The sequence below is a fragment of the Candidatus Avelusimicrobium alvi genome, assembly GCF_958451995.1.
GTDB lineage: Bacteria > Elusimicrobiota > Elusimicrobia > Elusimicrobiales > Elusimicrobiaceae > Avelusimicrobium > Avelusimicrobium alvi.
This window is the reverse complement of the sequence record NZ_CAUDSG010000026.1, coordinates 1-23,220: the sequence shown is the minus strand read 5'-3', so window position 1 is coordinate 23,220 and position 23,220 is coordinate 1. Positions and strand designations below refer to the sequence as shown.

18 protein-coding genes and 2 tRNA genes are annotated in these 23,220 nt (G+C 54.7%); 19 read left to right on the top strand and 1 reads right to left on the bottom strand.

Going from position 1 to position 23,220, the window contains the following annotated elements; all coding sequences use genetic code 11:
• Positions 1–141 precede the first annotated feature (141 nt).
• Positions 142–1,065 carry a hypothetical protein gene (locus tag ACQY36_RS05880; RefSeq protein WP_428078293.1) on the top strand — a complete coding sequence of 308 codons (924 nt, stop codon included), beginning with the start codon at positions 142–144 and terminating at the stop codon, positions 1,063–1,065.
• Positions 1,066–1,157: 92 nt separating this feature from the next.
• Here the strand turns inward: ACQY36_RS05880 and ACQY36_RS05875 are convergent, their stop codons facing one another.
• Positions 1,158–3,041, bottom strand: a complete 1,884-nt coding sequence (locus ACQY36_RS05875) for a DUF885 family protein (protein WP_428078291.1) — start codon at positions 3,039–3,041, stop codon at positions 1,158–1,160.
• A 305-nt stretch (positions 3,042–3,346) separates the two neighbouring features.
• Between ACQY36_RS05875 and ACQY36_RS05870 the strand changes: the two genes are divergently transcribed.
• The 18 genes from ACQY36_RS05870 (at position 3,347) to ACQY36_RS05785 (ending at position 22,598) form a co-directional block, all read left to right on the top strand.
• Positions 3,347–3,419: transfer RNA gene (locus tag ACQY36_RS05870), tRNA-Lys, on the top strand.
• A 31-nt stretch (positions 3,420–3,450) separates the two neighbouring features.
• Positions 3,451–3,532: transfer RNA gene (locus ACQY36_RS05865), tRNA-Leu, on the top strand.
• Between the two features lie 39 nt (positions 3,533–3,571).
• A complete protein-coding gene (gene tig, locus ACQY36_RS05860) occupies positions 3,572–4,861 on the top strand; it encodes a trigger factor (protein ID WP_428057066.1) in 1,290 nt (429 codons plus the stop codon).
• A gap of 235 nt (positions 4,862–5,096) precedes the next feature.
• On the top strand, positions 5,097–7,703 hold the full coding sequence (locus ACQY36_RS05855; protein WP_428071917.1) for an O-antigen ligase family protein: 2,607 nt from the start codon (positions 5,097–5,099) through the stop codon (positions 7,701–7,703).
• Between the two features lie 170 nt (positions 7,704–7,873).
• Positions 7,874–9,790 (top strand): hypothetical protein, encoded by a 1,917-nt coding sequence (locus ACQY36_RS05850; RefSeq protein WP_428078289.1) that lies wholly within the window; start codon positions 7,874–7,876, stop codon positions 9,788–9,790.
• Positions 9,791–9,802: 12 nt separating this feature from the next.
• Positions 9,803–11,413, top strand: coding sequence for a hypothetical protein (locus ACQY36_RS05845; protein WP_428078287.1), 1,611 nt, complete (start codon positions 9,803–9,805; stop codon positions 11,411–11,413).
• A 1-nt stretch (position 11,414) separates the two neighbouring features.
• The gene (locus tag ACQY36_RS05840) at positions 11,415–12,095 is read left to right on the top strand and encodes a hypothetical protein (RefSeq protein ID WP_428057058.1); all 681 of its coding nucleotides are present in this window, start codon (positions 11,415–11,417) and stop codon (positions 12,093–12,095) included.
• On the top strand, positions 12,096–12,920 hold the full coding sequence (locus ACQY36_RS05835; protein WP_428072029.1) for a hypothetical protein: 825 nt from the start codon (positions 12,096–12,098) through the stop codon (positions 12,918–12,920).
• Between the two features lie 45 nt (positions 12,921–12,965).
• Positions 12,966–14,555, top strand: a complete 1,590-nt coding sequence (locus ACQY36_RS05830) for a secretin and TonB N-terminal domain-containing protein (RefSeq protein ID WP_428078285.1) — start codon at positions 12,966–12,968, stop codon at positions 14,553–14,555.
• An 89-nt stretch (positions 14,556–14,644) separates the two neighbouring features.
• Positions 14,645–16,384, top strand: a complete 1,740-nt coding sequence (locus ACQY36_RS05825; RefSeq protein ID WP_428078283.1) for a GspE/PulE family protein — start codon at positions 14,645–14,647, stop codon at positions 16,382–16,384.
• Positions 16,385–16,411: 27 nt separating this feature from the next.
• Positions 16,412–17,641 carry a type II secretion system F family protein gene (locus ACQY36_RS05820; RefSeq protein WP_428078282.1) on the top strand — a complete coding sequence of 410 codons (1,230 nt, stop codon included), beginning with the start codon at positions 16,412–16,414 and terminating at the stop codon, positions 17,639–17,641.
• Between the two features lie 13 nt (positions 17,642–17,654).
• Positions 17,655–18,212 (top strand): prepilin-type N-terminal cleavage/methylation domain-containing protein, encoded by a 558-nt coding sequence (locus tag ACQY36_RS05815; protein ID WP_428071980.1) that lies wholly within the window; start codon positions 17,655–17,657, stop codon positions 18,210–18,212.
• A gap of 55 nt (positions 18,213–18,267) precedes the next feature.
• Positions 18,268–18,732 (top strand): type II secretion system protein, encoded by a 465-nt coding sequence (locus tag ACQY36_RS05810; protein ID WP_428071981.1) that lies wholly within the window; start codon positions 18,268–18,270, stop codon positions 18,730–18,732.
• Positions 18,733–18,734: 2 nt separating this feature from the next.
• The gene (locus ACQY36_RS05805) at positions 18,735–19,307 is read left to right on the top strand and encodes a prepilin-type N-terminal cleavage/methylation domain-containing protein (protein WP_428078280.1); all 573 of its coding nucleotides are present in this window, start codon (positions 18,735–18,737) and stop codon (positions 19,305–19,307) included.
• A 9-nt stretch (positions 19,308–19,316) separates the two neighbouring features.
• Complete coding sequence (locus ACQY36_RS05800; protein WP_428078278.1) at positions 19,317–19,826, top strand: hypothetical protein; 510 nt, start codon at positions 19,317–19,319, stop codon at positions 19,824–19,826.
• Entirely contained in the window at positions 19,823–20,557 is a 735-nt protein-coding gene (locus tag ACQY36_RS05795) for a PulJ/GspJ family protein (protein ID WP_428078276.1), read from the top strand. Before ACQY36_RS05800 ends, ACQY36_RS05795 begins: the two co-directional genes overlap by 4 nt.
• A 10-nt stretch (positions 20,558–20,567) precedes the next feature.
• On the top strand, positions 20,568–20,996 hold the full coding sequence (locus ACQY36_RS05790; protein ID WP_428078274.1) for a hypothetical protein: 429 nt from the start codon (positions 20,568–20,570) through the stop codon (positions 20,994–20,996).
• 12 nt (positions 20,997–21,008) lie between these two features.
• On the top strand, positions 21,009–22,598 hold the full coding sequence (locus ACQY36_RS05785) for a DUF2268 domain-containing putative Zn-dependent protease (RefSeq protein ID WP_428078272.1): 1,590 nt from the start codon (positions 21,009–21,011) through the stop codon (positions 22,596–22,598).
• Positions 22,599–23,220 lie beyond the last annotated feature (622 nt).

Sequence of the window (23,220 nt, the reverse complement as noted above, 5' to 3'; positions counted from 1 at the left end):
AAGATATAAAAGGCTTGTATTGTTTTTTTTTTTTGATAAATTGGGGAAAGACCTACTGGGTCGTATCCCCTCGCATACCTCGCTTAAACTCTTCTCTCCGGGGATATTTAGGCCATTCCCGCAAGGATGGAAGGAGTTTCTATGAAACGTATTTTTATTGCCTTATCTTTGTTATGTGTACCATTATTGGCATTCTCAGAAAACAAAATCAAAATGGTAACGTACTTTCCGGTGCCGTATGTGGCATACAGCAAGATTAACGCCAGTAAACAATTAGACATAGGCTTAACATCCGCCTGTGAAATGAATCTGGGCTGTTCAGAGTCTGGAGCTTTGGGTATTCGCCCGTTACAGGCCACAACAGTTAATTTGAACCGGGGAAAACTGGATTTAAACACGGCTTCTGCCGTAAAGAGCACGAACGTAACGTTGGGGAGCGGTTCTGAGGAAGCGAATATAGATTTCGCTGCAAACCTGCGTATCGGTACGTTAAACAACGGCTACAGTCTGGAAGCCGCTGATATGACGGTGGACGAACTGAAATTGTTTGCGTCGCATATGCGTACGGGAGGGGAGAAATTTCCTTCCTGCGCGGCGACGGGTGCCTCTGGAGCGCCGCAGGTATCTTGGCAGAAGGTAAAACTCAAGAAAGCGGAAGAAGTGTATTTAGTATGCGGTACGCCGAAGGTTTCCGGGTGTGATGCGTCTTCCAAACCTTCCACTCCTTCGCCGCGGACGTGCAATACATGCGGCACGCAGAGCGCCACGGTCAGCTGTAACGAATCCACGGGGCAGTGGCAGACGGTGTGGGGCAGCTGTTCGGTTTCCAGTTCTTCGCAGTGCGCTACATATTCGTGGCAGTATGAAGGATGGACCGTGCTACGTTCATTTTTATGCGGCCAGAATGAAGAAGCTGAATCCTTTTGTCGTACATATCCCGATACCCCGACGCCTTCTGGTTCTTGTGATACTGAAGGGGAGACACAGATTGTTGGATGTAGCGTGAATGACTATTGTCCAGGTCATCCTATAGATATAGAAGCGTTGATATATGTTTGCAAATAAATGAAACTCCCCGGGCTTCAGCCCGGGGAGTTTCATTTGTGAGAGGTAAACCCCCGGCTGAGCCGGGGGGTTCGTTACAGCGGTTTGAAATATCAAAACAGACTCTTTTGTTTGGCCTGGCGTTCGGCTTTTTCGTACAGCCGGGCCACTTCTTTTTCCAGCTCCGCCGGGGGGACGTTGCCCGCCTGCAGAAGCATGGCGTGGAACTGCGCCGGGACGAATTTTTTGCCCAGCTTTTTGGCGTATTTGGCGCGTACGTTTTCCACCGCTTCCAGCCCGGTTATAAAGCTGACGGCTTCGCCGGGGCGCGCGGAAACGCCTTTTAACAGGCTTTCGGCTTCTTCCTGGTTAAATCCGTTTTCCGCCACCAGGAAATTAATCGCGTCCGTATACGAGTATTGCTTGCTGTGCAGGCGCGCATCCGCCAGGGCGGCCGCGGCGCGGCGGTATTCCGTCCAGGCTAAAAACAGCAGTTCCTCGTCGGTTACGATATACCCGCGTTCTTTGGCCAGCCGCTGGGCGTAGGCGCTCCAGCCGTTGGCCGTAGCGGCCGACGGATACAGGCGGCGGGGGGAAGAAAGATTCGCACCCGCAAGGGTTTGATAATAACGGCCCGGCACCAGCTCGCCGCTGAGCAGCAGCTTGCGCGTGGGAGCGTTAAAATCGCGTTTTAACTGTTCTTCTTTCGCCAGCTGATTGCCCGCGGGCAGGCGCAGGAAAAAGTCCGTAGACGGCGAAATCTGGTTCCCGTAAGGCGGCACAAACAGATACGCCAGCGTATAGGCGTAATAGGCCGGCATCGGTTTGACGGAAAAGCTGACTTTTTTGGCGGGCAGGGTGCCGTCCTGTTCAAAAAACGCCGCCAGGCCGTTGGCGTCCTGCGTCAGGCCGGCAATTAAATCCGTCTGCGCCGGAGCCGTTGCCAGGCGCCGGGCCGCCGTGTAAAATTCCTGTGCGGAAGGCGGCACGAATTTGCCTTTTTTGGCTTTTTTCTTCTTTTCCTGCGGCAGGGCTTGCACCGTGGGCTGGGCGTTTAAATCGTCCACCACCGTTATTTCTTCTTCGGCGGTTTCCAGGGTGAACGGTTCCAGCGCGGCGGCGAGGTTTTCCTGCGCGGTGCGGAAATTCTTTTCCAGCCGTTTAACCAGTTTGGCGGGTTTTTCGTCAATTTGGTAGCGGTCCGCCAGCACGCGGGCGTATTTCTCTTCGCCCAGGCGGAAATCCTGCGTGTCTTTTTCCTGCGAGAGGCGTTTAAAAAGCTCAAACATCCGTTTGATGGCGCGTTTGGCGGTTTGGCTTTCGCGCTTGACCTGCGCGGCGGAAATTTCGTCTTCCGCGCCGGCGAGCAGAAATTCCGTTACTTCGTCAAAAGCCAGGTAAGCGTAATACGCTTTTTCCATCGCCTGCTGGGAAAGAAAGGTGGGCGGCTGGATGAGGTTTCTTTCGGCCTGCGCGGCCGTCAGGGGCAGCGCGTTTATGCGGGCGGCCAGGTCGGCGCGCTGTTTGGCGGCGGACGAGGTTTGCTTGAGCAAAATATCGTATACCGAATCAAACGCCTCGGCGTAATAAAGCGGGTCGTTTTCAATGCGGTTTTGTTCCAGGTCCCAAATGTCGGCGTTGAGGGCGCTTTCCAAAAGGGCGCGGTCCGCGCGTTTGGCGGCGGAAAGCTGGGCGGGGCTGACTTCTTCCAGGTTTTCGCGCACGGCGCGCAGGGCGCTTAAAGCCTGGGCGGCGGTGCGGGGGGAGCGGTCGTCCAGCTTGGAGTTGGCCGAAGCAAACCCGAGCCGCGTGGCGCGTTCGGGGAAGAAAGACAGCATAACAGACGCGTAGCGGTTGGCCGTATCGTCCAGCATATTGTCTTCAAGCAAGGTGTCAATGTTTTCAAAATCAAAACCCGTCTGTGCGGACGCCGGGAGAGATAATCCCGCCCCGCAGAGGCACCAAGCAAGCAGCAAGAGGCGTATTGTATTTTTCATAATATAAGGGCTGGCCGGAGCGCCCCCGCCCGCGGAAAAGCGGCTCGTTGAGAATACGGGGGATAGGGTCATTTGGGTTTATCCGTTAAGAACCGGGATGATGTGCAAACGCCGGCCGGGGCCTTCTTGTATTGTAGTGTTTGCGCGCAGGCTTGTCAACCCGCGCGGGAAGCCGTTTGCAAGACGGGAGCGAAATTTGTTAAAATAAATTAACTTCAAAACGGATTGCACCCCAAAACGCGCCAAACAAAGCCGTTTACCCGCACAGCCGTTTTTTGCTATAATCTAACCGTAAACCCTTTGATGGGCCATTAGCTCAGCTGGTAGAGCAGACGCCTCTTAAGCGTAAGGTCGTGAGTTCGAGCCTCACATGGCCCACTTTGTTTTTCTGACACAATAGAATAAGTAAGGACGGATGGCGGAACCGGTAGACGCGTACGCCTTAGGAGCGTATGGAGCAATCCGTGAGGGTTCAAGTCCCTCTCCGTCCAGATTTTCGGCTAGACCGATACCAACAGGAGTGAGTGAGAATGTCCATTTTCAAAACCGCCCAGAGCGGGGAAGTAAAAACCCAACAATTAGGCAAAGAGGGCTGCCGTGTAACGCTGTCCGTAGAAGCCTCCCCCGAGCTGGTTACCAAAAGCTTTCAAAACGCCGCCGTACAAGTGCAGTCCCGCGCGCAGATGCAGGGCTTCCGCGCCGGAAAAGTGCCGCTTGACCTCGTAAAACAAAATTTTGCCGGACATATTAAAGAACGCGCGCTGGACCTGACCGTCAAAGCCGCCATCAACGCCGCCGTGGCCGACGCCAAGCTGGACGCCGTGGCCGTTCCCACGCTCACCAAAGCCGATTTTGCGGGCTTTGATTCGGGCAAACCCTTTACGTTTGAAATCGCCGTAGACGTCGCCCCGGAATTTGACGTGCGTGACTACAAAGGCATTGAAATCGCCAAAAAGCCCGACACCGCCACCGAACAGGACGTAAACGACAATATCGCCCGCGTGCTGGACGCCAACGCCCGCCTGGAAAGCGCGGCCGAAGGCGCCGTGATTGACGATAAATGCTACGCCGTCATTCACTACAGCGGCAAACGCAACGGCGCGGACGATTATAAACTCAGCGCCGACAGCGAACTGGTGGATATGTCCGCCCCGCAAACCATGCCCGGCCTGGCCGAAGCCATCAAGGGCCTTAAAAAAGGCGAAGTAAAAGACTTTGAAACCAAAGAAGGCGAAGACACCCTGTCTTTCCACGTAACCGTGGACGATATCAAAAACAAAATCGTCCCCGCGCTGGACGACAGCTTTGCCAAAGATATGGGCTTTGAAACGCTGGACGCTTTGAAAGCCAAAGTGAAAGAAAGCCTGGACGCCGAAGCGCAGCAGAACGCCCGCCGCGACGAAGTGGCCCAGATTGAAAACCACTTGGTAAAAGTAAATAATTTTGACCTGCCCCAAAGCCTGGTGGAAGAATATACCGAATCTTCCTTAAACAACTTTGTGCGCAGCATGACCCAGCTGAAACCCGAACAGCTGACGGCTGAACAGAAAAAAACCTTTGAAGAGCGCATCCGCCCCAGCGTGGAGAAGGACCTGCGCATCGGCTACATTGTGCACGCCATCGCCAAAAAGGAAAACCTGGAAGCCACCGAGGCGGACTGGAAAGCCGAGCTGGACAAGAGCCTTTCCGCCAACGCCCAGAATAAAGAAGACGAAAAGAAAATCAAAGCTTTCTTTGAAGAACGCAAAGCGCATGTGCTGGCCACGCTCAGCGAACGCAAAGTGTTTGATTTCCTTAAAGCGCAAGCCAATTATAAATAGTTTCTGCCGGAACGAATTCACCCCGCCCGGACAATGGGGCGGGGAGTTTCGTCCCCGGATACGGGCCGTTTTCCAAGCTGTAACCAAACGGTGCATGGCCTGGACAAACGGTTTTAACCTCAGGGAGCGGATTTGCTGATCCGCTCCTTTTTTATGCCTGATTTATTTTTTCGCTTCCCTAAACCGCGTGAAAAAAACTACAATATAACCAATCTTAATTTTTTACGGAAAATTTATGCTAAATCTAACCAAAGCCGCAAAAGAAACCATCTATATGAAAATTATGCGCGTGCTGCTGGCGATGTGTTTCCTCGTCGTGCCGCTCGTGTTTTTTACCGACTTGACCGCCAATCCGTTCTTTGTGCAGAACGTCCTTTTATATGTGCTGATAGCTTTGCTGTACGGCACGCTGGCCGTCAAATTCCTGCGCTCCAAAGATATTGATTTCACCAAAACGTTTTTTGATTTGGCGTTTTTTGTCTACGTTATCACGTGCATCGTGGGGTGGCTCTCGGCGGTTTCTTCCGCGCCGCAGGCTATGCGCCAGACGATGTTTTACGGCCTGTTAAATTACGGCAGTCTGCTGTTTATCGTTTCTTTGGGCGCGTATATGCTCAGCAAAAACGTCGTTTTTTCCGGCACGATAGAAAGCAAAACCAATTATATTTTGCTTTTCCTCGCGTGGGGCGCCCTGTGGTATTTCCTGCCGATGTTAAAAACCCATTTGCTCTCGGACGGCCTCTTTGCGCAAATGTTTGACTGGTACGGCCTCGTGCTGTGGATTTTGGGCGTATGGCTGGGCGTGCGGGTGCTGAGAAAGCTTACGCAGGAAAACATTCTGGTGCTGATGTTTGTGGCCGTATTCCTGGCCTGCTGTTACGGCGTGCTTCAGGCGCTGGGGCTTGAATTTTTATGGCCGTTTGAAATCAACCAGTTTGCCACCAAAGCTTTTTCCACCTTCGGCAATCCGAACTTCCTGTCCTCGGCCGTGGTGATGTTATTGCCGTCTCTGCTCGTATATTATATGCGCACGGACAGCAAGAAAGATTTTATCGTATACGGGCTGTTGGTGCTGGTGTACATTTTGTTCCTGTCGTTCGGGCTGGCGCGCTCGTGCTGGATTGGCGCGGCGTGCGGACTCGTGATGATGTGGATGTTCGGCACCCTGCGCGCGCTTATCTGGCAGCGCAAGGGGCGCGTGTTTTTGCTGGCCCTGCTGGCGGCGGGGGTCGGCTGGGGTTCCGTGTATGTGGACGGGACGGACGCGCCCAGCCCGGTGGCCAAACGCGCGGCGGAACTGGCGCAGGTAACGCCTTCTAATTTTACGCTTAAAGTGGACCGGGAAGATATTTTCCAGTCCCTGCACCAGCGGCTGTTTATGTGGGACGTATCCAAAGAAATTTTCCTGGAGCGCCCGGTGCTGGGCAGCGGGCTGGGGAATTTCCAGATGGCGTTTGAGCAAAACCAGCCCAAAACGCTTTTGCGCTACCCGAATCTGCGGGAGCTCAAAACCATCACGCCCGCGCCGCATAACGAGCTTTTCTTCCAGCTGGGGCAGGGGGGGATTGTCGGCCTGGGGCTTTTCCTGTTTATGTTTATGGTGCTCTTTTTAGAAGTGCGCGACTTTGCGGCGCATAAAAAAGAAGGCGACAAAAAACAGCTTCTGCAGGCGCTTTTCTGCGGTATTCTGGGTATGCTGGCCGACAATATGCTCAACATTTCCCTGCACGCGGTGGTGCCGGCGTTTATTTTCTGGTGGATGGTCGGCGCGGAAGTCAGCGGCGTGGGTAAAGAAGAACGCCGTATGTCCATCACCGCCAACCCCGTTACGAAAACGGTGGCCCTGGCCATTTTGGGCGCCAGTGCGGCCGTTTTGGTGTGGCAGGGGCTGTGGCTGGCGAGCGAGTACCGCTCCTTCCTGGGGCAGAAAGACATCGCCGTCAAAAATTACGATTCCGCCGCGCAGAATCTTGCGCTGGCGCAGTCTTTGTATCCCGCCAATACCGAAGCGGGCTTCCGCCTGGGCAACGTGCTTTTGGCGCAGGGGAAATACAAAGAGGCTTTGTCCGCCTTTGAAACCACCATGTCCGCCGCCGCGTATCACGAAGAAGTGTATTTCCACGCCGCGCTGGCCGCTTTGGGTACGCACGACAACAAAAAAGCCGTGCATTATCTGATGGATAATTTAAAACTTCATCCGTATCATTTGCAGGGGTATGTGATGCTGTTGCAGCTGCTGGACGAAAACGTGATTTACGCCGACGAATCCGCCCTGGCGCTCATGGAGCGCGGCCTGACGCTGTTCCCGTATGAAACCAGCCTGTGGCGCATGGCGGGGGAAATCTACCAAAAACTCGGCGATACGGAATACGCGAAAAATACCTATAAACGCGGCCTTACCGTGGACACGCTGGACCGCGAGCTCCTGCAGCGGCTGGACGCTTTGTATCCGCGCGGGACGGAGAAGCCCGCCGTCATCGCGCAGGCCCGCCGGCTGCAGCGCTACCAGGAAAAGGCCGGCAAGTTTGACAAAATGTCCGCCTATTACCAGCACCGCCTGCGCTCCGACGTGGAAGCGTATATAGAAGAATATCCCGAAGACACCAACGGCCGCATTCTGCTGGCGCGCGTGCTTTCTTTGGGCGGCAACGACATCAAGGCCAAAGAAGTGCTGGAAAGCGTGCTGAAAGAATATCCGGACGATTTGTGGGCCAACCTCGCGCTCTCCACGCTCTACTATAAGGCCGAGGACGAAGCAAACGCCAAACGCTATTTGCAAAACGCGCTGTTCTATTATCCGCAGAATACGCTGGCGACGGCGCGCCTGGAAGCGCTTTCCTGACTCGCGCCGGGGAAAGTTTGCAGACTTCCCCGTCGGAGCGGGCCGGACGGATGCGTCCGGGAAGCAAAAGTTAAAAAAAGTGGCTTTACAAACCGCGCTAAATTGCTATAATTCTAATATCTGTGTGTTGCAGGGTATAGACGATACATCGCAAGGGACAGGATTACCGAATGATAAAAACAAATAAATTCTGGAGTTATTTGATTGTTTCTCTTTTCTGCTTATCTTTGACGAGCGGAAGCTTCGTGTTTGCGGCCTCCCCGGCTAAACAGCTGGCCAAAGGCATCTCGCTTTACGAACAAAATAAAGACAACGAAGCCATGGATTATTTCATAGACGTGATGGTCTCTGGAGACAAAGACCAGGTCGCCGAGGCCAACAAGTATGTGGAATTGATTCACAACCGGATGGGCGGCATTCAGACTCCCGTGGAAGTGGATATTAATTTTAAAGAAGGCGAAGTAAAAAGCCTGGAAGACGTAACCGACTCCGCCGTGCTGGCCGCACAGCAGGAAGCGGAAGCCGCCGCCGCTGAAGCGGCTGCCAAAGCAGAGGCCGCCAAGGCCGAAGCCGCCGCTAAGGCCGCCGCCGCAAAACAGGACACCCTGGCCGAGCTGGAAGCGCAGCAGCAGGCGCTGACGGAACGCATTGAAGCCGACCGGATGGCCGCGCAGGCGCGCGCCGCCGAGGCCCGCGAAGCCGCCGCCCAAAAAGCGGCCGACTGGAACGAAGCCGCGCTGGAAGCCTCCACCGTGGGCGCCACCGCCGGAGCGCTGGGCTTAACCGCCACCGAACAGGGCGACCTGGAAGCGATTGACGCGCAGACGGACGCCGTAACCGAAGCCGCCCGCCAGGAAAGCGTGCTGAGCACCACTTCCGAGCCCGCCGCCTCCACTTTTGCGGATTTGACTTCTCCCGACGCGATTGAAGCGCGCGACATTTACACCCGCCAAAAATTGGAAAGCATGACCGCCGCCGCCGTGGAAAAAATCACCGCGGCCAAAGGCGTGCACCTCTATTTCCGCGACAACCTGCCCGACGCCATTGATATGGACGCCGACGTTGTTTTCCAGGGCAACAAATTCCGCCCCGAAGCGCTGCCGCTTTTAAACAGCATTTATGAACTCTTGGCCCTGACGCAGGACGCGGGCTACGTCATTCTGCCGCCCGGCTCCTATACCGACGATGTAACCCTGTCCGGCATCCGCCAGGCCATGGCGCTTAATTCCTATTTTGTCAACCGCGGCATCTCGCAGGGCAAACTGCATTACAACATGGGGCTGGTGGACCAGGAACCGCCCGCCCGCTTTGCCAACCTGAGCGGGCTGTCCATCGTGTTTGATTTCTCCGCCAAGCTTCCCACCCGGATGGAGAAAAACGAAGGCAACGAAAAAGCTCCTCTTTTGAGCATGGCCGTTGTGCCGCAGTGCCACGCCATTGACCGCTCCCTGGGCGAAGCGTATGCGATTGACTTCTCCGTTTTGGAAACCGTAAACCCCGTGGACAACTGGGTCATGCAGGTGGTCCAGCACGGCCGCGACGGCAATTTCTACGTCGTACGCCAGCTGGAAGGCTTCACGCCCGTCTACCACCAGATTTTGTGGAACGGCAGAAAAGGCATCATCGGGCCCGAACTGCCGTGCGGCAAATACACCTTAGTGTTAACCGCCACCGATTTGAAGGGCCAAAAACAAACGCTGCGCCGCCGCGTGGTGGTTAAATGTTCCGCGCAGAAAACCGCCGGTTCTTCCTGCACCACCGCCGCGTGCCAAAAAACGGCCGCCGACGATTTGTGCCCCAAATGCAACTATCAAACGCCGCGCCTGTGGGTAAAACCGGGCCGCACGATGAAGGCGGTTTCCGCCCCCGCCGCGCCGGCCGCGGAGTCGTACAACGTGCAGGAAACGGTGACGGATACGGCCTCTTACGATACCCCCGATACGCTGGCGGATACGCTCGGCACGGATACGACGTACGCGCCGCTGCCGTCTTCCCAGCCGTACGCCGCGCCGCAGGGCACCGCCCCGCAGACGGCCGCGCCCGTGAACAATCCCTATGATATGCCGTATGAACAATACGGAAATTAATCCGAGGTAAATATGAGTCTTTCAGAATCCTTGATTGGCAAGAATATGAATGCGCACCCGGACTGCCTGGGTATTTACATCGGAATTGACGAGATGTATGTGGCACAAAGTTCTAAAAAGGACAGCGGCACCGTGTTGGAATCCCTGGTGCGCGTGCCGATTAACGCCGTTGATAAAACCCTTTTAAAGCCCTTAGATTTAAACGAAACGTTTTTTTCTATGGACAACTGGCTTGAGTCGCTCGGGAAAGTAACCTCCAAAAAGAAATGGAAAACCAATAAAGTGGTGGTCAGCCTGGCTCCGGCCTTCTGTCTGCTGCGCCATTTCGTCATTCCCGGCACCATTGAGCGCAAAATGTGGAAGAGCTCCATCCCGCTCCAGGCGCGCAAATACATCCATTTCCCGTTTGAAAAAGCGGAATACGCCTACCACGTTTACGAATTTGAAACCGCCGCCACCAAGCAAAAACGCCTGGGCGTGGTGTTCGCCATGACGACGAAGCTTATCATTGAACGCCTGCAAAAAGGCCTTAAATCAGTGGGCCTGGAGCTGGTGTCGGTGGAACCGTCCAGCCTGTCTTTGGGCCGCGCGTTTAACGACAGCGACAAAGAAGCCGTCGGCCAGGGCGGCCGCATTTATTCTTTCTTCGGCAAAGATATGGCGAGCTTCGTGTTTTTAAACGAAAACGCGCCCGTTTTATTGCGCGATGTGGAAATTTCCGGTTCGCTTCCGGCCGAACGCCGCCGCTTTGAAATTACCAACTGCACGGAATTTATCGCCAAACAGCTGGAAAAAGATCCGTTTGAAGAAGCGGTCATCGTCGGCCACGAAACGGAACAGTGGATTCCCGCGCTGGAGGCCGACTCCAAAAAGCCCGTGCGCAAATGGAATTTGAGCGAAGTCTACGGCATTGAAACCAAATCCGCCGGAGAAATCGCCGCCATCGGCGCGAGCATTAAGTTCTACGACCACAAAACGCCGGATTTGGATTTTACCAAAGGCAACCGCCTGAGCGAGTACGAATTCAACGCCAGCCTGACCGCCTGGAAAGTGGCGGCGGTGGTGATAGTGATTTTCCTGCTCCTGATCGGCAAAGGCTGGCTGGGTATGCAAAGCAAAGAAAAAGAATTGCGCCAGACCAAAGCTTCCAACCGCCAGACCATTTCGGATTTTGACGGCTTAACCGCCAGCCAAATCCAAAGCAATCTGAGCAAAATGAAAAGCCAGAACAGCAACCTGGAGGCGATGCTCAAGCACGATAATTTCATCACTCCGCTGTTAATGGAAGTGGTGGACAATATCCCGCGTGAAATGTGGATTACCAAGTTTACCTATACCGATCCGTTCCCGTCCAAAGGCACCGAAGCGCGCAACATCACGATTGAAGGCGCGATTAAAACCGGTAAAGACGGCCGTGCGGATTTGGCGCTGGGCAACCAGTTTAAAGACGCGCTGGTGCAAATGCCGAACTTTAAGAAAATCTGCGGCAATTCCGCCACCATCCGCTACGTAAACGTGGCGGGGGCGGGGAATACCGCGTCAAATTCCACCTCGGGCCGCCCCGGCGCCGCGAGCCAGGAAACGGGTTTCGTGTTCACCTGCGTCAAAGAAGGAGGTCGCTAACATGGCTGCCAACCTGAAAACTAATAAATTTGTGGAAAACCTGAAGAAAGGGTTTGAAGACATCAAGACGGTTGCCGAGGAAGGCAATTTTAAACTGTTCTTAAAGCAGTTTATTGCCGTGCTGGTGGTGTTTTTGGCGTTCAAATTCATGTCCGGAAAATTTGCGGAAAAAGTGTCCAACTTTGAAGGCCAGATGGATGCCATCCGCGTCCAGCAAACCAGCGAACGCGAATACCAGAACAATAAAAACCAACTCTTGTCCCTGGAGCCGCGCTTCCCCGATATTTCGGCCAAGAACGAATGGCTGTTAAGCCAGATTCTGGGCATTTTTAAAGCGGCCGATATCACGCCGCAGATGGAAGGCTCCCAGGCGGAAGATACGTCCAACGCCACCTATGTGGCCGCGTCTTTGCGCGTCAACGCCGATATGGGGTTCACGCAGTTTGCGGAGTTTTTGGCGGGCGTGGAAAACCGCGACGAATACGTGAAAGTGTCCGAGTTCTCGCTGACCAAGGCCACCGAATCCGAAAACCTGGGCAAAAACAAAATTTCTCTGCGGTTCAATACCATTTTCCCGAAAGAAAAAATTGCCAAATCCCTGTTTAAGGATTATGATAAAATTATGCAGGAGCAAACAGAAGCCAAATCCGCCAAAAAAACCGGCGCCAAGGGGGGTAAATAAATGATAAAGAAAACTGTCTGCGTATTTACCTTGCTCGGCCTGGCGGCGGTTCCTTTCGCGTCCGCGCAGCAGGGCGGCCCGGTGGCCCCTCAGGCTCCGGTGCTGGAGATTGAAGAATCCGCCGTCGTGCCCGCGTCTAAAACCGCGTCCAAAGCCGCCCGCAAAACGGCGGCGAAGCCGCGCACGGCTTCGGCAAAACGCGCCGCCCGTCCGGCCGCCGCAACCAATCCGGAATTAATGGGCAAAACCGCTCCCGGCGTGCAGGAAACGCTGGCCGCGCAGGCGGACGTATCGGTGGAAGCGGTAGCGGCGCCTGTGCCCGCCGAAGGGCTTGCCGCGCCGGCCGGTGCGAATGCTCCCGCGGAAGCGGCCGCTCCCGCCGCGCAAGGGGAAGATTTTGTGGTGCAGCGCGAGGAAGTAGCGGAAGAAACGGCGGAAGTAAAAGCGCCGCGCGTGGTGTATAATCCCAAAAACCGCCGCGATCCCACTTTGTCGCCCGACGACTTTTTATTACTGCAGTACCGGGAACAACAGCGTTTGGCCGCTCTTGAAGCGGAACGCCAGCGCAAACTGGCGGAAGAAAGACGCAAACGCGAAGAAGCGGAACGTCTGCGCCAGCTGGAGCTTGCGCGCATTAAAGACCCGACCCGCGAAGTGCGTAATAAAATTAGAGTCGGCGGCATTATCGGCCAGGAAGTGTTTATCGGCAGCAAGATTTACACGGTGGGCAAGAGCATCTACGGGGCCCGTATTGTGGAAGTCCGCCCCGATGAAGTGGTATTCTCTTACAAAGGCCATAAATTTGTACGGAAAGTTCAGTTATAATAATAAAATAAGCAACTCATTTAGGAATAAATCACAGGAGGACAGATGACAAATCGTTTAGCAGTTGTGCTGGCGTGTGTTGCTGCCTTGGGACTGGGGGGAACGGCTTCTGCGCAGCAGGCCCGGCAATCCCTTCCCAGCGACAACACGATCGCCTTGACGGAGGAAACGACGGTGAAGCTGTCGGGCGAATCCGATCTGTATAAGGAAACCGAGACTTCGTCTCCCCTGGACCGCAAAGTGTCCATTCGCGTTTCCAACGTACCGATATCGGCGTTTTTAAACAGCATTACCACCCAGGCCAAGATTAACTTTATTATGAGCGAAGAATTCGCGAATAAAAAAGTTACCGCTTCGCTTACCCGGGTAACGGTGCGGGAGGCCCTGGATACGCTGCTTCGCGTACACGGCTTGGCTTACCAGCGCATCGGCAAAAGCGACAGCTACGTCGTAACCAAGCGCTCCAACGACGCGCCGGATACGATTACCAAAATTTACACCCTCAGCTATATTTCTCTGCAGGGTATCGGTTCCGCGCAAAGCGAGCTTAACAGCATTATGCCGCAGGACGTTTCCTCCGGCGGTTCTTCCAGCAGCGTGTCCAGCTCCAGCACGGACAGCGGCATGAGCCTGGGCGGCGGTATGAGCGGATCTTCCGGTTCGGACTCCTACAGCGGCGGCGCGGAAATCACGGCTATTGTGAAGAGTATGCTTTCTCCCGTGGGCAAAATCGCCGTGGATCCCCGCACCAACAAACTGATTGTTACCGACGTGGCCGAAGTGTTCCCGCAGGTGGAAAACATTTTGGCCGAGCTGGACGTAAAACCCCCGCAGATTTTGATTGAAGCGCAGATTGTGGAAGTCAGCAAAACCAGCGGTTTAAGCCTTGGTTTTGAATACGGCGGCGACGGCGGAACGATGGTGTCTATGACCGGCCCCAAACGCGTGGTGGACTTTGACTATATCAAAGGCAACGGCGTAAAAGGCTGGAACTACATCTTCCCGACCAAAGACCAGATGAACAGCGATTCCAGTTCCGGCGGCGACAGCGGCAGCAGCTCCTCCTCCAGCTCCGACCAGAGCGACGAAGGCGGTCTGTTGGACTTCTCGGCCTTTAACATTGTGCTTAAAAGCCTCTTAACCCGCGGCGAAGCCAAATACCTCGGTAAACCGAAAGTGGTTACCTTGAACAACAAAACGGCCACCATCACCACCTCTACGGACGCCACCGTCGGCCAGACGATGAGCCAGTCCGGCAGCGGCTCCGGCGAAGGGATGACCACCACTTCCGCGGAAAGAAAGAGAGTCGGTCTTACGCTGCAGGTTACTCCGCAGGTAAACCGCGAAGGCTACGTCACGCTGTATGTGCAGCCCTCGTATTCCGACTTGGTCAGCTCCGGCTTTGACTTCTCTAAAGATACCACCACCCGCGCCGCGTCCACGCTGGTTCGCGTGAAAAACGGCCAGACGGTGGTTATCGGCGGTCTGCTCACCTCGCGTGAAACGGACCAGACCCGCAAAGTGCCGCTCCTGGGCGACATTCCGATATTGGGCTGGCTGTTTACCAGCAAGACCAAATCCAAAAGCACCACCGACTTGGTCATCTTCATCACCCCGACCATTTTGGCGGAATAACAACGATTCAGCACTCATACCTGCCCCCGGTTACTCGGGGGCAGGTATGGTAAACAAGACAAACAGGGTTTAGTAAAGAGGATTAGGAAATGGCAAAACAGTTAAGCGAGATTTTGATGGAACAGGGCGCTTTGGACGCCGAGCAGGTAAAACGCGTTCAGCTCTACGCCAAGCAAAACAACGTAACCGTTGCGGAGGCTGTTGTGAAATTCGGTTTCGCGACCGAAGAACAGGTAACGGCCGCGCTCTCCAAACATTTTTCCGTTCCCTACGCTTCCAGAGAAAACGGCATTTTGGTGCCGGAAAAAGAACAAAACCTGCAGGAAATAATTCCCGAAAAATTCGCGCGCGAGAATATGGTAATCCCGCTGTTCGTGGAAGAGGATGAACTGGCCGTGGCCGTGCTGGACCCGACCAACGTGTTCCTGCTGGAAAACATTAAAATGATGTCCGGCAAGCAGGTGCAGCCGTTCATCGCCAGCAAAAGCCAGCTTTTAAACGTTATTGACGCTTTTTATTCCAATAAAAACCTGCTTGAAGAAGTAATGAACGAAGCCGCCAAGCCGACGGCGGAAGGCGCCGCGGCGGGGGAAGGGGACGAGGATGTGGACGTTTCCGGCTTTTTGGATTTGGATAAAATTTCGCCCAACACCTCGCAGTACGTCAAGCAGGTAAACGCCATTCTGCGCCAGGCCATCGCCGAGCGCACGTCTGATATTCACCTGGAAATGTTTGACGAGCGCGTCAGCCTGCGCTTCCGCATTGACGGTTCTTTGTACGAACGCACCGCGCCGGCCAAAGAATCGGTAAACGCCATTATTTCCCGTATTAAAATTTTGTCCAAGCTGGACATCGCGGAAAAACGTCTGCCGCAGGACGGCAGCTTTACCATCCGCTACCAGAACCGCTCCATTGAAGTCCGCGTTTCCGTATGCCCCGCGGTGTACGGCGAAAAGCTCGTGCTTCGTATTTTGGATAAAGGCACCGGGGAAATGAACGTGGACAAACTCGGTTTTGAGCCGGAGCAGAAAAAGGCCTTCCTGGAAGCCGCCAACCTGCCGCACGGACTTATCTTTTTGACGGGGCCCACCGGTTCGGGTAAATCCACCACGCTTAACGCGGTGCTTACCACCATCCGCACCCCGGAACTTAACTTTATGACGCTGGAAGACCCGGTGGAATACAAACTTGCCGGTATCAGCCAGGTGCAGGTCAAGCCCGCCATCGGGCTGACGTTTGCGGCCGGCCTGCGTTCGTTCCTGCGTCAGGACCCGGACGTCATCCTGGTAGGTGAGGTCCGCGATAATGAAACGGCCGAAGCCTGCTTAAAAGCGGCTTTAACCGGCCACCTGGTGCTTTCCACGCTGCACACGAACGAAGCGCTCGGCGCCGTGCCGCGTTTGATTGACATGGGGATGGAGCCGTTCCTGCTGGCCAGCTCGCTGGCGCTTGTGGCGGCGCAGCGTCTGGTACGCATCCTGTGCCCGTACTGCAAAGTGCCGCACATCCCGGATCCGGCCACCCTGGCGCGCATCATTCAGGAAGGCCATTTAAATCCGCGCGACCAAAACTCCTGGACGTTCTTTAAATCCGTGGGCTGCCCCAAGTGCTTCGGCACCGGTTTTATGGGCCGCCGCGCCATTTACGAAGTATATCGTATGACGGAAGAAATGCGCAACATCATTTACAAAACCCAGGACCTGGTGGAGTTAAAACGCGCCGCCGTACGGTCCGGGGCGCTCAACCTGCGCGCCAACGGGTGGCATAAAGTTATCCGCGGGCAGACGACGGTGGACGAAATTCTGAGCATTACTACGGCGGACGAATAAACGGCCGCATCTTAAACAAGAGGGTTTATGCAAAAATATACGTATACGGTGAAAGACGCCAACGGAAAAACCCTGAAGGGTTCCGTTTCGTCGGATAACAGAGAAAAAGTGATTTTGGCCCTGCAGAACAAGGGCTACCTGGTGCTGGAAGTGAAAGAAGGCGCCGGCGGTTTGTTCGGCGGAGGCGGTTCTTCTTCGGCCCGCAAACGCGGGGGAAAAGTGCCCGGCCACGTGCTGGCGTTCTTCGCGGAACAGCTCTCCACGCTGATTGCGGGCGGCGTGCCGCTCGTGCGCGCGGTATCGCTGCTGGGCGAATATGCGTCCAACCCCACGCTGGGTTACGTACTGACGCAGGTGGCGAAAGATATTGCGGGCGGCCAGTCTTTGCATACGGCTCTCTCGCACCATCCCAAAACCTTCAGCCACATCTGGCTTTCGCTGGTGCAGGCGGGTGAAGTCGGCGGTCAGCTGGCCGATACGCTGATGCAGGTGGCCATCTACACCAAAACGCAGGAAGGGATGAAGAGCAAAATCATCACGGCCATTACCTACCCGGCCATCCTGATGCTGGCGTCCGTGGGCGTGCTGATTTACTTTATTTTGGGTATCGTGCCGACCTTTGCGCAAATCTTTAAAGATTTTAACATTGATTTGCCGCTGATTACCGTTATCGTGCTGAACGTATCGGGCCTGCTCATCAACAACGGCGTGCTGATTATCGTTACGATTGTATTTTTGATTGTGGCCTTCCGCTTTTACATCAAAACGGCCGACGGGAAAAAACGCTGGCACTCGTTCCTGCTGTCCATGCCGCTTTTCGGCAATTTCCTGAAAAACATTTACTACGACCGGATGCTCTCCACGCTTTCCACGCTGCTTAAAAGCGGCGTAACGATTTTAAACGCCATTTTGGTGTTGGAAGAATCGTTTGACGGAAACGTCATCATCCAGAACGCGCTGAAACACGTCCGTTCCGAAGTGGCGGCCGGTAAATCCATTTCCGATTCATTCCGCGCCACCGGGGTATTCCCGGGCCTGATGACGGAAATGATGCTGATGGGCGAAGAATCGGGCAAGCTGCCCAGCATTATCGCCACGCTTTCCAAGTTCTACGCCGATAACGTAGACCAGTTTATCGCCCGTTTTTCCGCGGTTATTGACCCTATCTTAATCTGCGGCGTGGGTGCGCTGATTGGTATTATCGTGGCGTCCATCTTCCTGCCTATTTTCAAACTGTCCCAAATCGGCGGCAACTAATACGGGGGAATGTATGAGAACGCAAAAAGGCTTTACTTTGCTGGAAGTGTTAATTGTCGTGGTGATTGCGGTTTCCGTAGCGGCGTTTGCCGTTCCGGCGTATAAGAAATCGCAGGACCGCAACCGCTATATGGCGGCGCAGGGAGCCCTGATTGATTTGGGCAACGGCGTGCGCGCGCTGCGCGCCGATTTGGCGGTGGACGCGCCGAACAAAGCGTTTCCCACATCCGGCTACCTGGCTGTCAGCGCTTCCTGGCAGGGCACGTCCGGCACGAATTACACAAATTCCAAAGACAAACCTTTGTCCGAGCTTAACAACACCACGCTCGGGTACGCGTTGTTTTCGCGCCGGTATATGTCGCCTATTGCGTTTGATTCCGGCAACAGCTTTAAAGGGTATCTGTTTTACATTTGCCCGCAAAATACGTCTACTTCCAGCGTTTGCTGCCAGAGCAATTCCAACGCGGTGGCCTGCATGAGTGACTCCAGCTATGCCTCCCGCCCCACCAAGGGCCAGTATTACGGCGCGCTTTATACGCTGGATGGCAACGTAACGCGTTTGACAAAGTAATTTTTTGTCTTGACAATGCCGGAAAACGGCGCAATACTGTAATAAGGGTTTTTATATGATAAAGAACAGAACTGGTTTTACGCTTATTGAGCTTTTAATTGCCGCCACTATTATTGGTATTTTGGCCGTGTTCGCCACGATTGCCTACCGCAACAGCGCGGCGCAGACCCGCGTGGCGGGGGCTAAAGCCAAGGCGGATTCGCTGGCGTGGGCCGTTCAGCGCTACAAGCTGGATCCGGTGGCGTGCCTTTCTATTACGAGCAACAGCAATTTGACGATTGCCAATTTGATTAACTGCGGTCTTTTGGAAAGCGGCGGCGCGTGGACGGACGAGTATTTTACATACGAAATCTGCAACGGCTCCGGTTCCAATTGTTCCGGTTCCGGCGTCAGCAGCGACGCTTTGGCCTGTATGAGCGGACAGTCTTCCAAACTCCCTTCCCAATACTTAAAGAGTAACGGGTATTGGTACTGCGTGGGGGATGTTTCGGGCGCCAAAGAGCATTTGGGGACGAACTGAGTATGAAAAAAGGTTTTACGTTAATGGAAATTTTGGCCGTGCTGTTGGTGATTGCCGTCGTGGTGTCCATGGCGGTGCCGGTGTTTCGCTCGGTCCGCTACGAAGTAAAGAACGGGCAGGCAAAAACGGCCGCCAAAAAACTTGCGGACGCGATGCGCTCCTATTACCAGGTAAGCCGCGGCCTGGGCGTGCAGCAGGGCTGTTTTACGCCGACGACCACCGATGGCCGGAACATCGTTATGGCGGCCGCCAGTACGTGCACTTCGCCCACTTCGGACGGTATTCCGTACCAAAACAGCGCGGTGACAAATTCTTCCCGCTCGGCGGTGTCGCAGCTGTTTGCGTGCGGGTATTTGTCGTATAAAGATTTTGTCAGCCTGCCTTACGAATTTTGCACGTGCAACCCGATTAAGGGCGGTTCCCAGCCGGCGAAATGCCAGATTTCCGAAGCGACGGGAACGAATACGCCGTTTGCCGTGGTGCGCGGCGTTGACGGAGCGGGTAAAAAATATACGGCTTCCGCCTATCATATTTACGTTGACCAGACGATGAAAGTAAAAGATAATGCCGACTAGGGGTTACCAATGAAACGCATTTTAAAACGCATTTTAAGCAAAAAAACAGGCGTAACGATTTTGGAAGGCTTAATCGCCCTGGGGCTTTTGGCGCTGGTGGCGGCGGGCACGTTCGGCGTGCTTCTTTCCGTATCGCGCAAGGCGGGCAGCCCGGACATCCGGGAAGCCATGGTGCTTGCCGTGGAGCGGGCCAACGAACAGCTGCAAATGTACACGCCTGTGATGGGCTCTATTTCCAACGCTTCGCTTCCGTCGGAGCTGGAATACGGCTTGTGCGGCGGCGATTCCGACCCGCTGGGCATCGGCACCAACCACTATATCAACTGTATGCTTCCCCCGTTGTGCGATAGAAACAATTCCAGCTTTTCGTACCGCACCGGAGTCAGCAAGGTAAATATGTCGCTGCCGCACGTAAGCAACTACGGCAGTAACGGCTTGGTAAGCGGGTGGGGGGCTTCGCCGCTCGCCACGGTGCGCAGTATAGAATTTTCAATTACTTGCAACGGGTTTACGTTATGATGAATAAAAAGGGTTTTACGTTAACGGAAATTTTACTCGCGGTGATGATTATGGGCATTATCGGGGTGGCGCTTGCGTCTTTAACGACGGCGGCGTCGCGCGAATCGGGCGTAGGCCGCAGCAAAGTGCTTTTGCGCAACAATTTATCCATCGCCATCCGCCAGCTCCGCCAGGATATCCATCAGTCCAGCCGGGTGATGTATGTGCGCGGGCGCATTGATTCTTCTTCCGCGGGAACGGTGGTGCCTTTGCTGGTGCTGGCGAAAAATGCGGATATGAACGATGCGGCCATCAACTCCATGTCCAGCCCTTCGTACGTCACGTATTGTTTTGTAACGGGTTCCACGTCGGCCACGCCGTCGGGGGCTTTGTCGGAAGGGAAGATTTACCGCCGGGAAAGTTCCGCCGCTCCGTCCTGGAGTTCTTCTACTCCTTCGTGCGGCACGCCGGCGTCGGACAGTAACTTTAAAATTTTTCTGCACAACGTCAAATTTATCCCGCCGATTGGTTCGTCGGGCGACGCGCAGTATTATCCCGTCCCGCTGTTCCGGCTTTCGGCGAATGATTCCGTATACAGCGAGAAGGACACTTCCACCGCCGAGGCCCGCCGCAAAGATTTAGGCAGCGTCCTGCTGGTTAAAATGATTACCGAACTGCCCAGCACGCCGGTGGTGAACGAAGCCGTGGAAGAAATTTTTGTACTGCCCAACGGTTTTAGGGTGCAGAACTAAGGGGTTTTTTATGTTTAAAAATAAAAAAGGCGCAGCTTTATTGCAAGTTTTATTGGTTACCGTTATTTTAGCGGGTTTGGCGACGATGCTCCTGCGCGCCAGCCTCTCCCGTTCCACGGCCGCGCGCCAAACGCGCCGGACGGTGTCTGCCCAGCTGCTGGTCAATTCGTGCATGGCCGAGGTTAATACGCTCTGGTCCATTAAAAGCCCGGAAGCTTTCGCGCGGGATATGAACCAGTGCCTGATGTACTGCAAATCTACGGATACGACCGCTACGTGCTCGGCCGCCAACTCGGTGCGCACGCATACGTGCACCATTCCGGTTAACGGCAGAGACTATACGGTAACGGCTGAATTTACCGAATCGGCCCCGACGGCGGACGGCGCCAGAAAGTGCGAGCTGTCCTATACGGTAGACGATTCCCAGGGCGTTCTATAACGGGTCCGCTCTATGAGAACCCTTTGCGTTTATTTACTGATTTGTCTGACAAGCGTGCCGGCGTGGGCGCAGCGCAAGTCCGCCGCGCCGGACGCGTCTCCGTCCATCCGCGTCTCTACGGCGGTGGAAGCGCCCCAGTCCAATATTGATTTATTAAAACAATCCCTGCAAACTTCGTCCGCTGTCGCGGGCCCGGCGGATGCCTCCGCGCTGCCTGCGGCCCCCGCGCCGGCTCCTTCGGCCGTCCAGCCTGCCGCCAAGGCCGCTTCTTCGGCCTCTACGCTGGATATGCCGCTTGATATGGGGGGGACGGTGCAGTCGGTGCAAACCTCGGTGGCGCCGGTTAAAAAAACGCTTTCTCCGTCCGTAGCCGCGCGCGTACAGCAGGCCAATCAAAAACGCGCGCAGGCCGCCAAAAAAACTTCCAAACCGACGGCGCTGGAAAAAGATATTGAAAAATCCAACGCTTTGCTGCCCGCTTCCGAACAGGCGGCGCAGGAAAGCGAAGGGGAGCTTTCGGAAGAAGAAGCGGCCGCCGACGCGGAACTGGAATACGCGGTGAAAATGCTGGAAAAATCCAAAGAAGCGGTGCAGACCGCGGGCCGTTATATTCCGCCGTCCGCCGCGCAGAACAAACCTAAAACGGTTCCCGCGCCCAACAAAAAATTTAATCCGAACGCTTTCCGCCCCGGCGTAACGTGGCAGGAATCCAACAGCACGCATTTTACCATTTACACGCAAAAACGTTCTTCGGGCATCAGCTCGTCTAATATGTCCATGACGTTTGAGTCCGCCTATCAAACGCTGCGCCGCTTTATTCCGTGGATGATGTCGGGCAAGGTGCGCGTGTTTGTGTACCAGGACCACCAATCCTATCTGCGCCACGAGCCCAACGCCAAAGCCTGGACGCGTGCGCTGGCGTATCCGACGCGCGGCGAAATTGTGGTATACGACGAACCGGGCAAAAACCAGGAACTCAAAGAAGTGTTTACCCACGAGCTGACGCACATTTTTACGCAGCAGTTTTTTGACCGTCACAAAACCGGCCGTATTATGACGCCCACCTGGCTTGACGAAGGCCTGGCGGTGCTGATGGAGGACCAGGCGTATAACGGGATGAAAGGCGGCCCGTGGAACAACGATTTTAAAACAGTCAATTTCCAGCGGGATCCGTCCGAAAAAGTGGCCACATTCGGTTCTTCTTCCATGTTCGGCTCCGCGCGGACGTTTACTTCCAAACGCGCCGGAAAACCCGTGTATTTGGTTCCGTTTGCGGAATTTATGGAAGAAGGCTCCCTGTCCGCCGCCGAAGGCCGCGGCAAAACGCAGGATTGGTATTTTCAGGCCTATTTGATGGTGCGCTTTCTGCTGAACCCGGCGGGGGGGAGCTCTCCGTCCAACCGGATGCAGTTTGAACAGTTTACGCGCCTGTTGTCCCAGGGCGAGCCGGTGCGTAATGCTTCCACCGGGTTTTTAGTGAAAGACTCTCGCGGGAAAACCGTGTACCAGCCCTACTCGGTGGATAAGGCGCTGGGCCGCGCCTACCGCTACAGCACGATCGCCAACTTTGAGGATAACTTCTGGCGTTGGGCCGGCAGATAAGCGTTGGCAGGACGGATTTAAAACCCCGGTTTTACAATATACCCCGCGTATTATACGCGGGGTATTTAATTCTATTCCGGCACCGGGGCAATTTGTCGGATGAGGCCGCTTGGAAAGCAGGCCGTGCAGATTGTACGGTGCTTGGCAACATTGTTTAGACAGTGTGGCTCCATTAGTTGGATGGTTCCGTCAGGGAAAGGGAGGGGCGGCTCGGTCTTACCAGACGGGTGCATACCCCCTTTGTTGTTCCCATCTAACTAATAGCACCGTTTATTGCTTTAGCCCTGGCCAGGCCAGATTGCCTGCCCCCGGCAAGGGGGTTGATTTGTTTTTTTTTTTTGATAAATTGAGGGAAGACCGATTGGGTCGTATCCCCTCGCATACCTCGCTTAAACTCTTTTCTAAGGGGATATTTAGGCCATTCCCGTAAGGATGGAAGGAGTTTCTATGAAACGAGTTTTAACCGTCTTAGTTTTACTTTCCGGCGCGTGTGTGTTACACGCCGAAGAGATGAAGTTCGTTACGACGTTATCGTCTCCCTTGGGCACGTTCGCGCAGCTGGAAACCGCGGACTACAGCGCCACCACGTCCGTGCCATTGTTAAACTTTTGCAATACGCGTT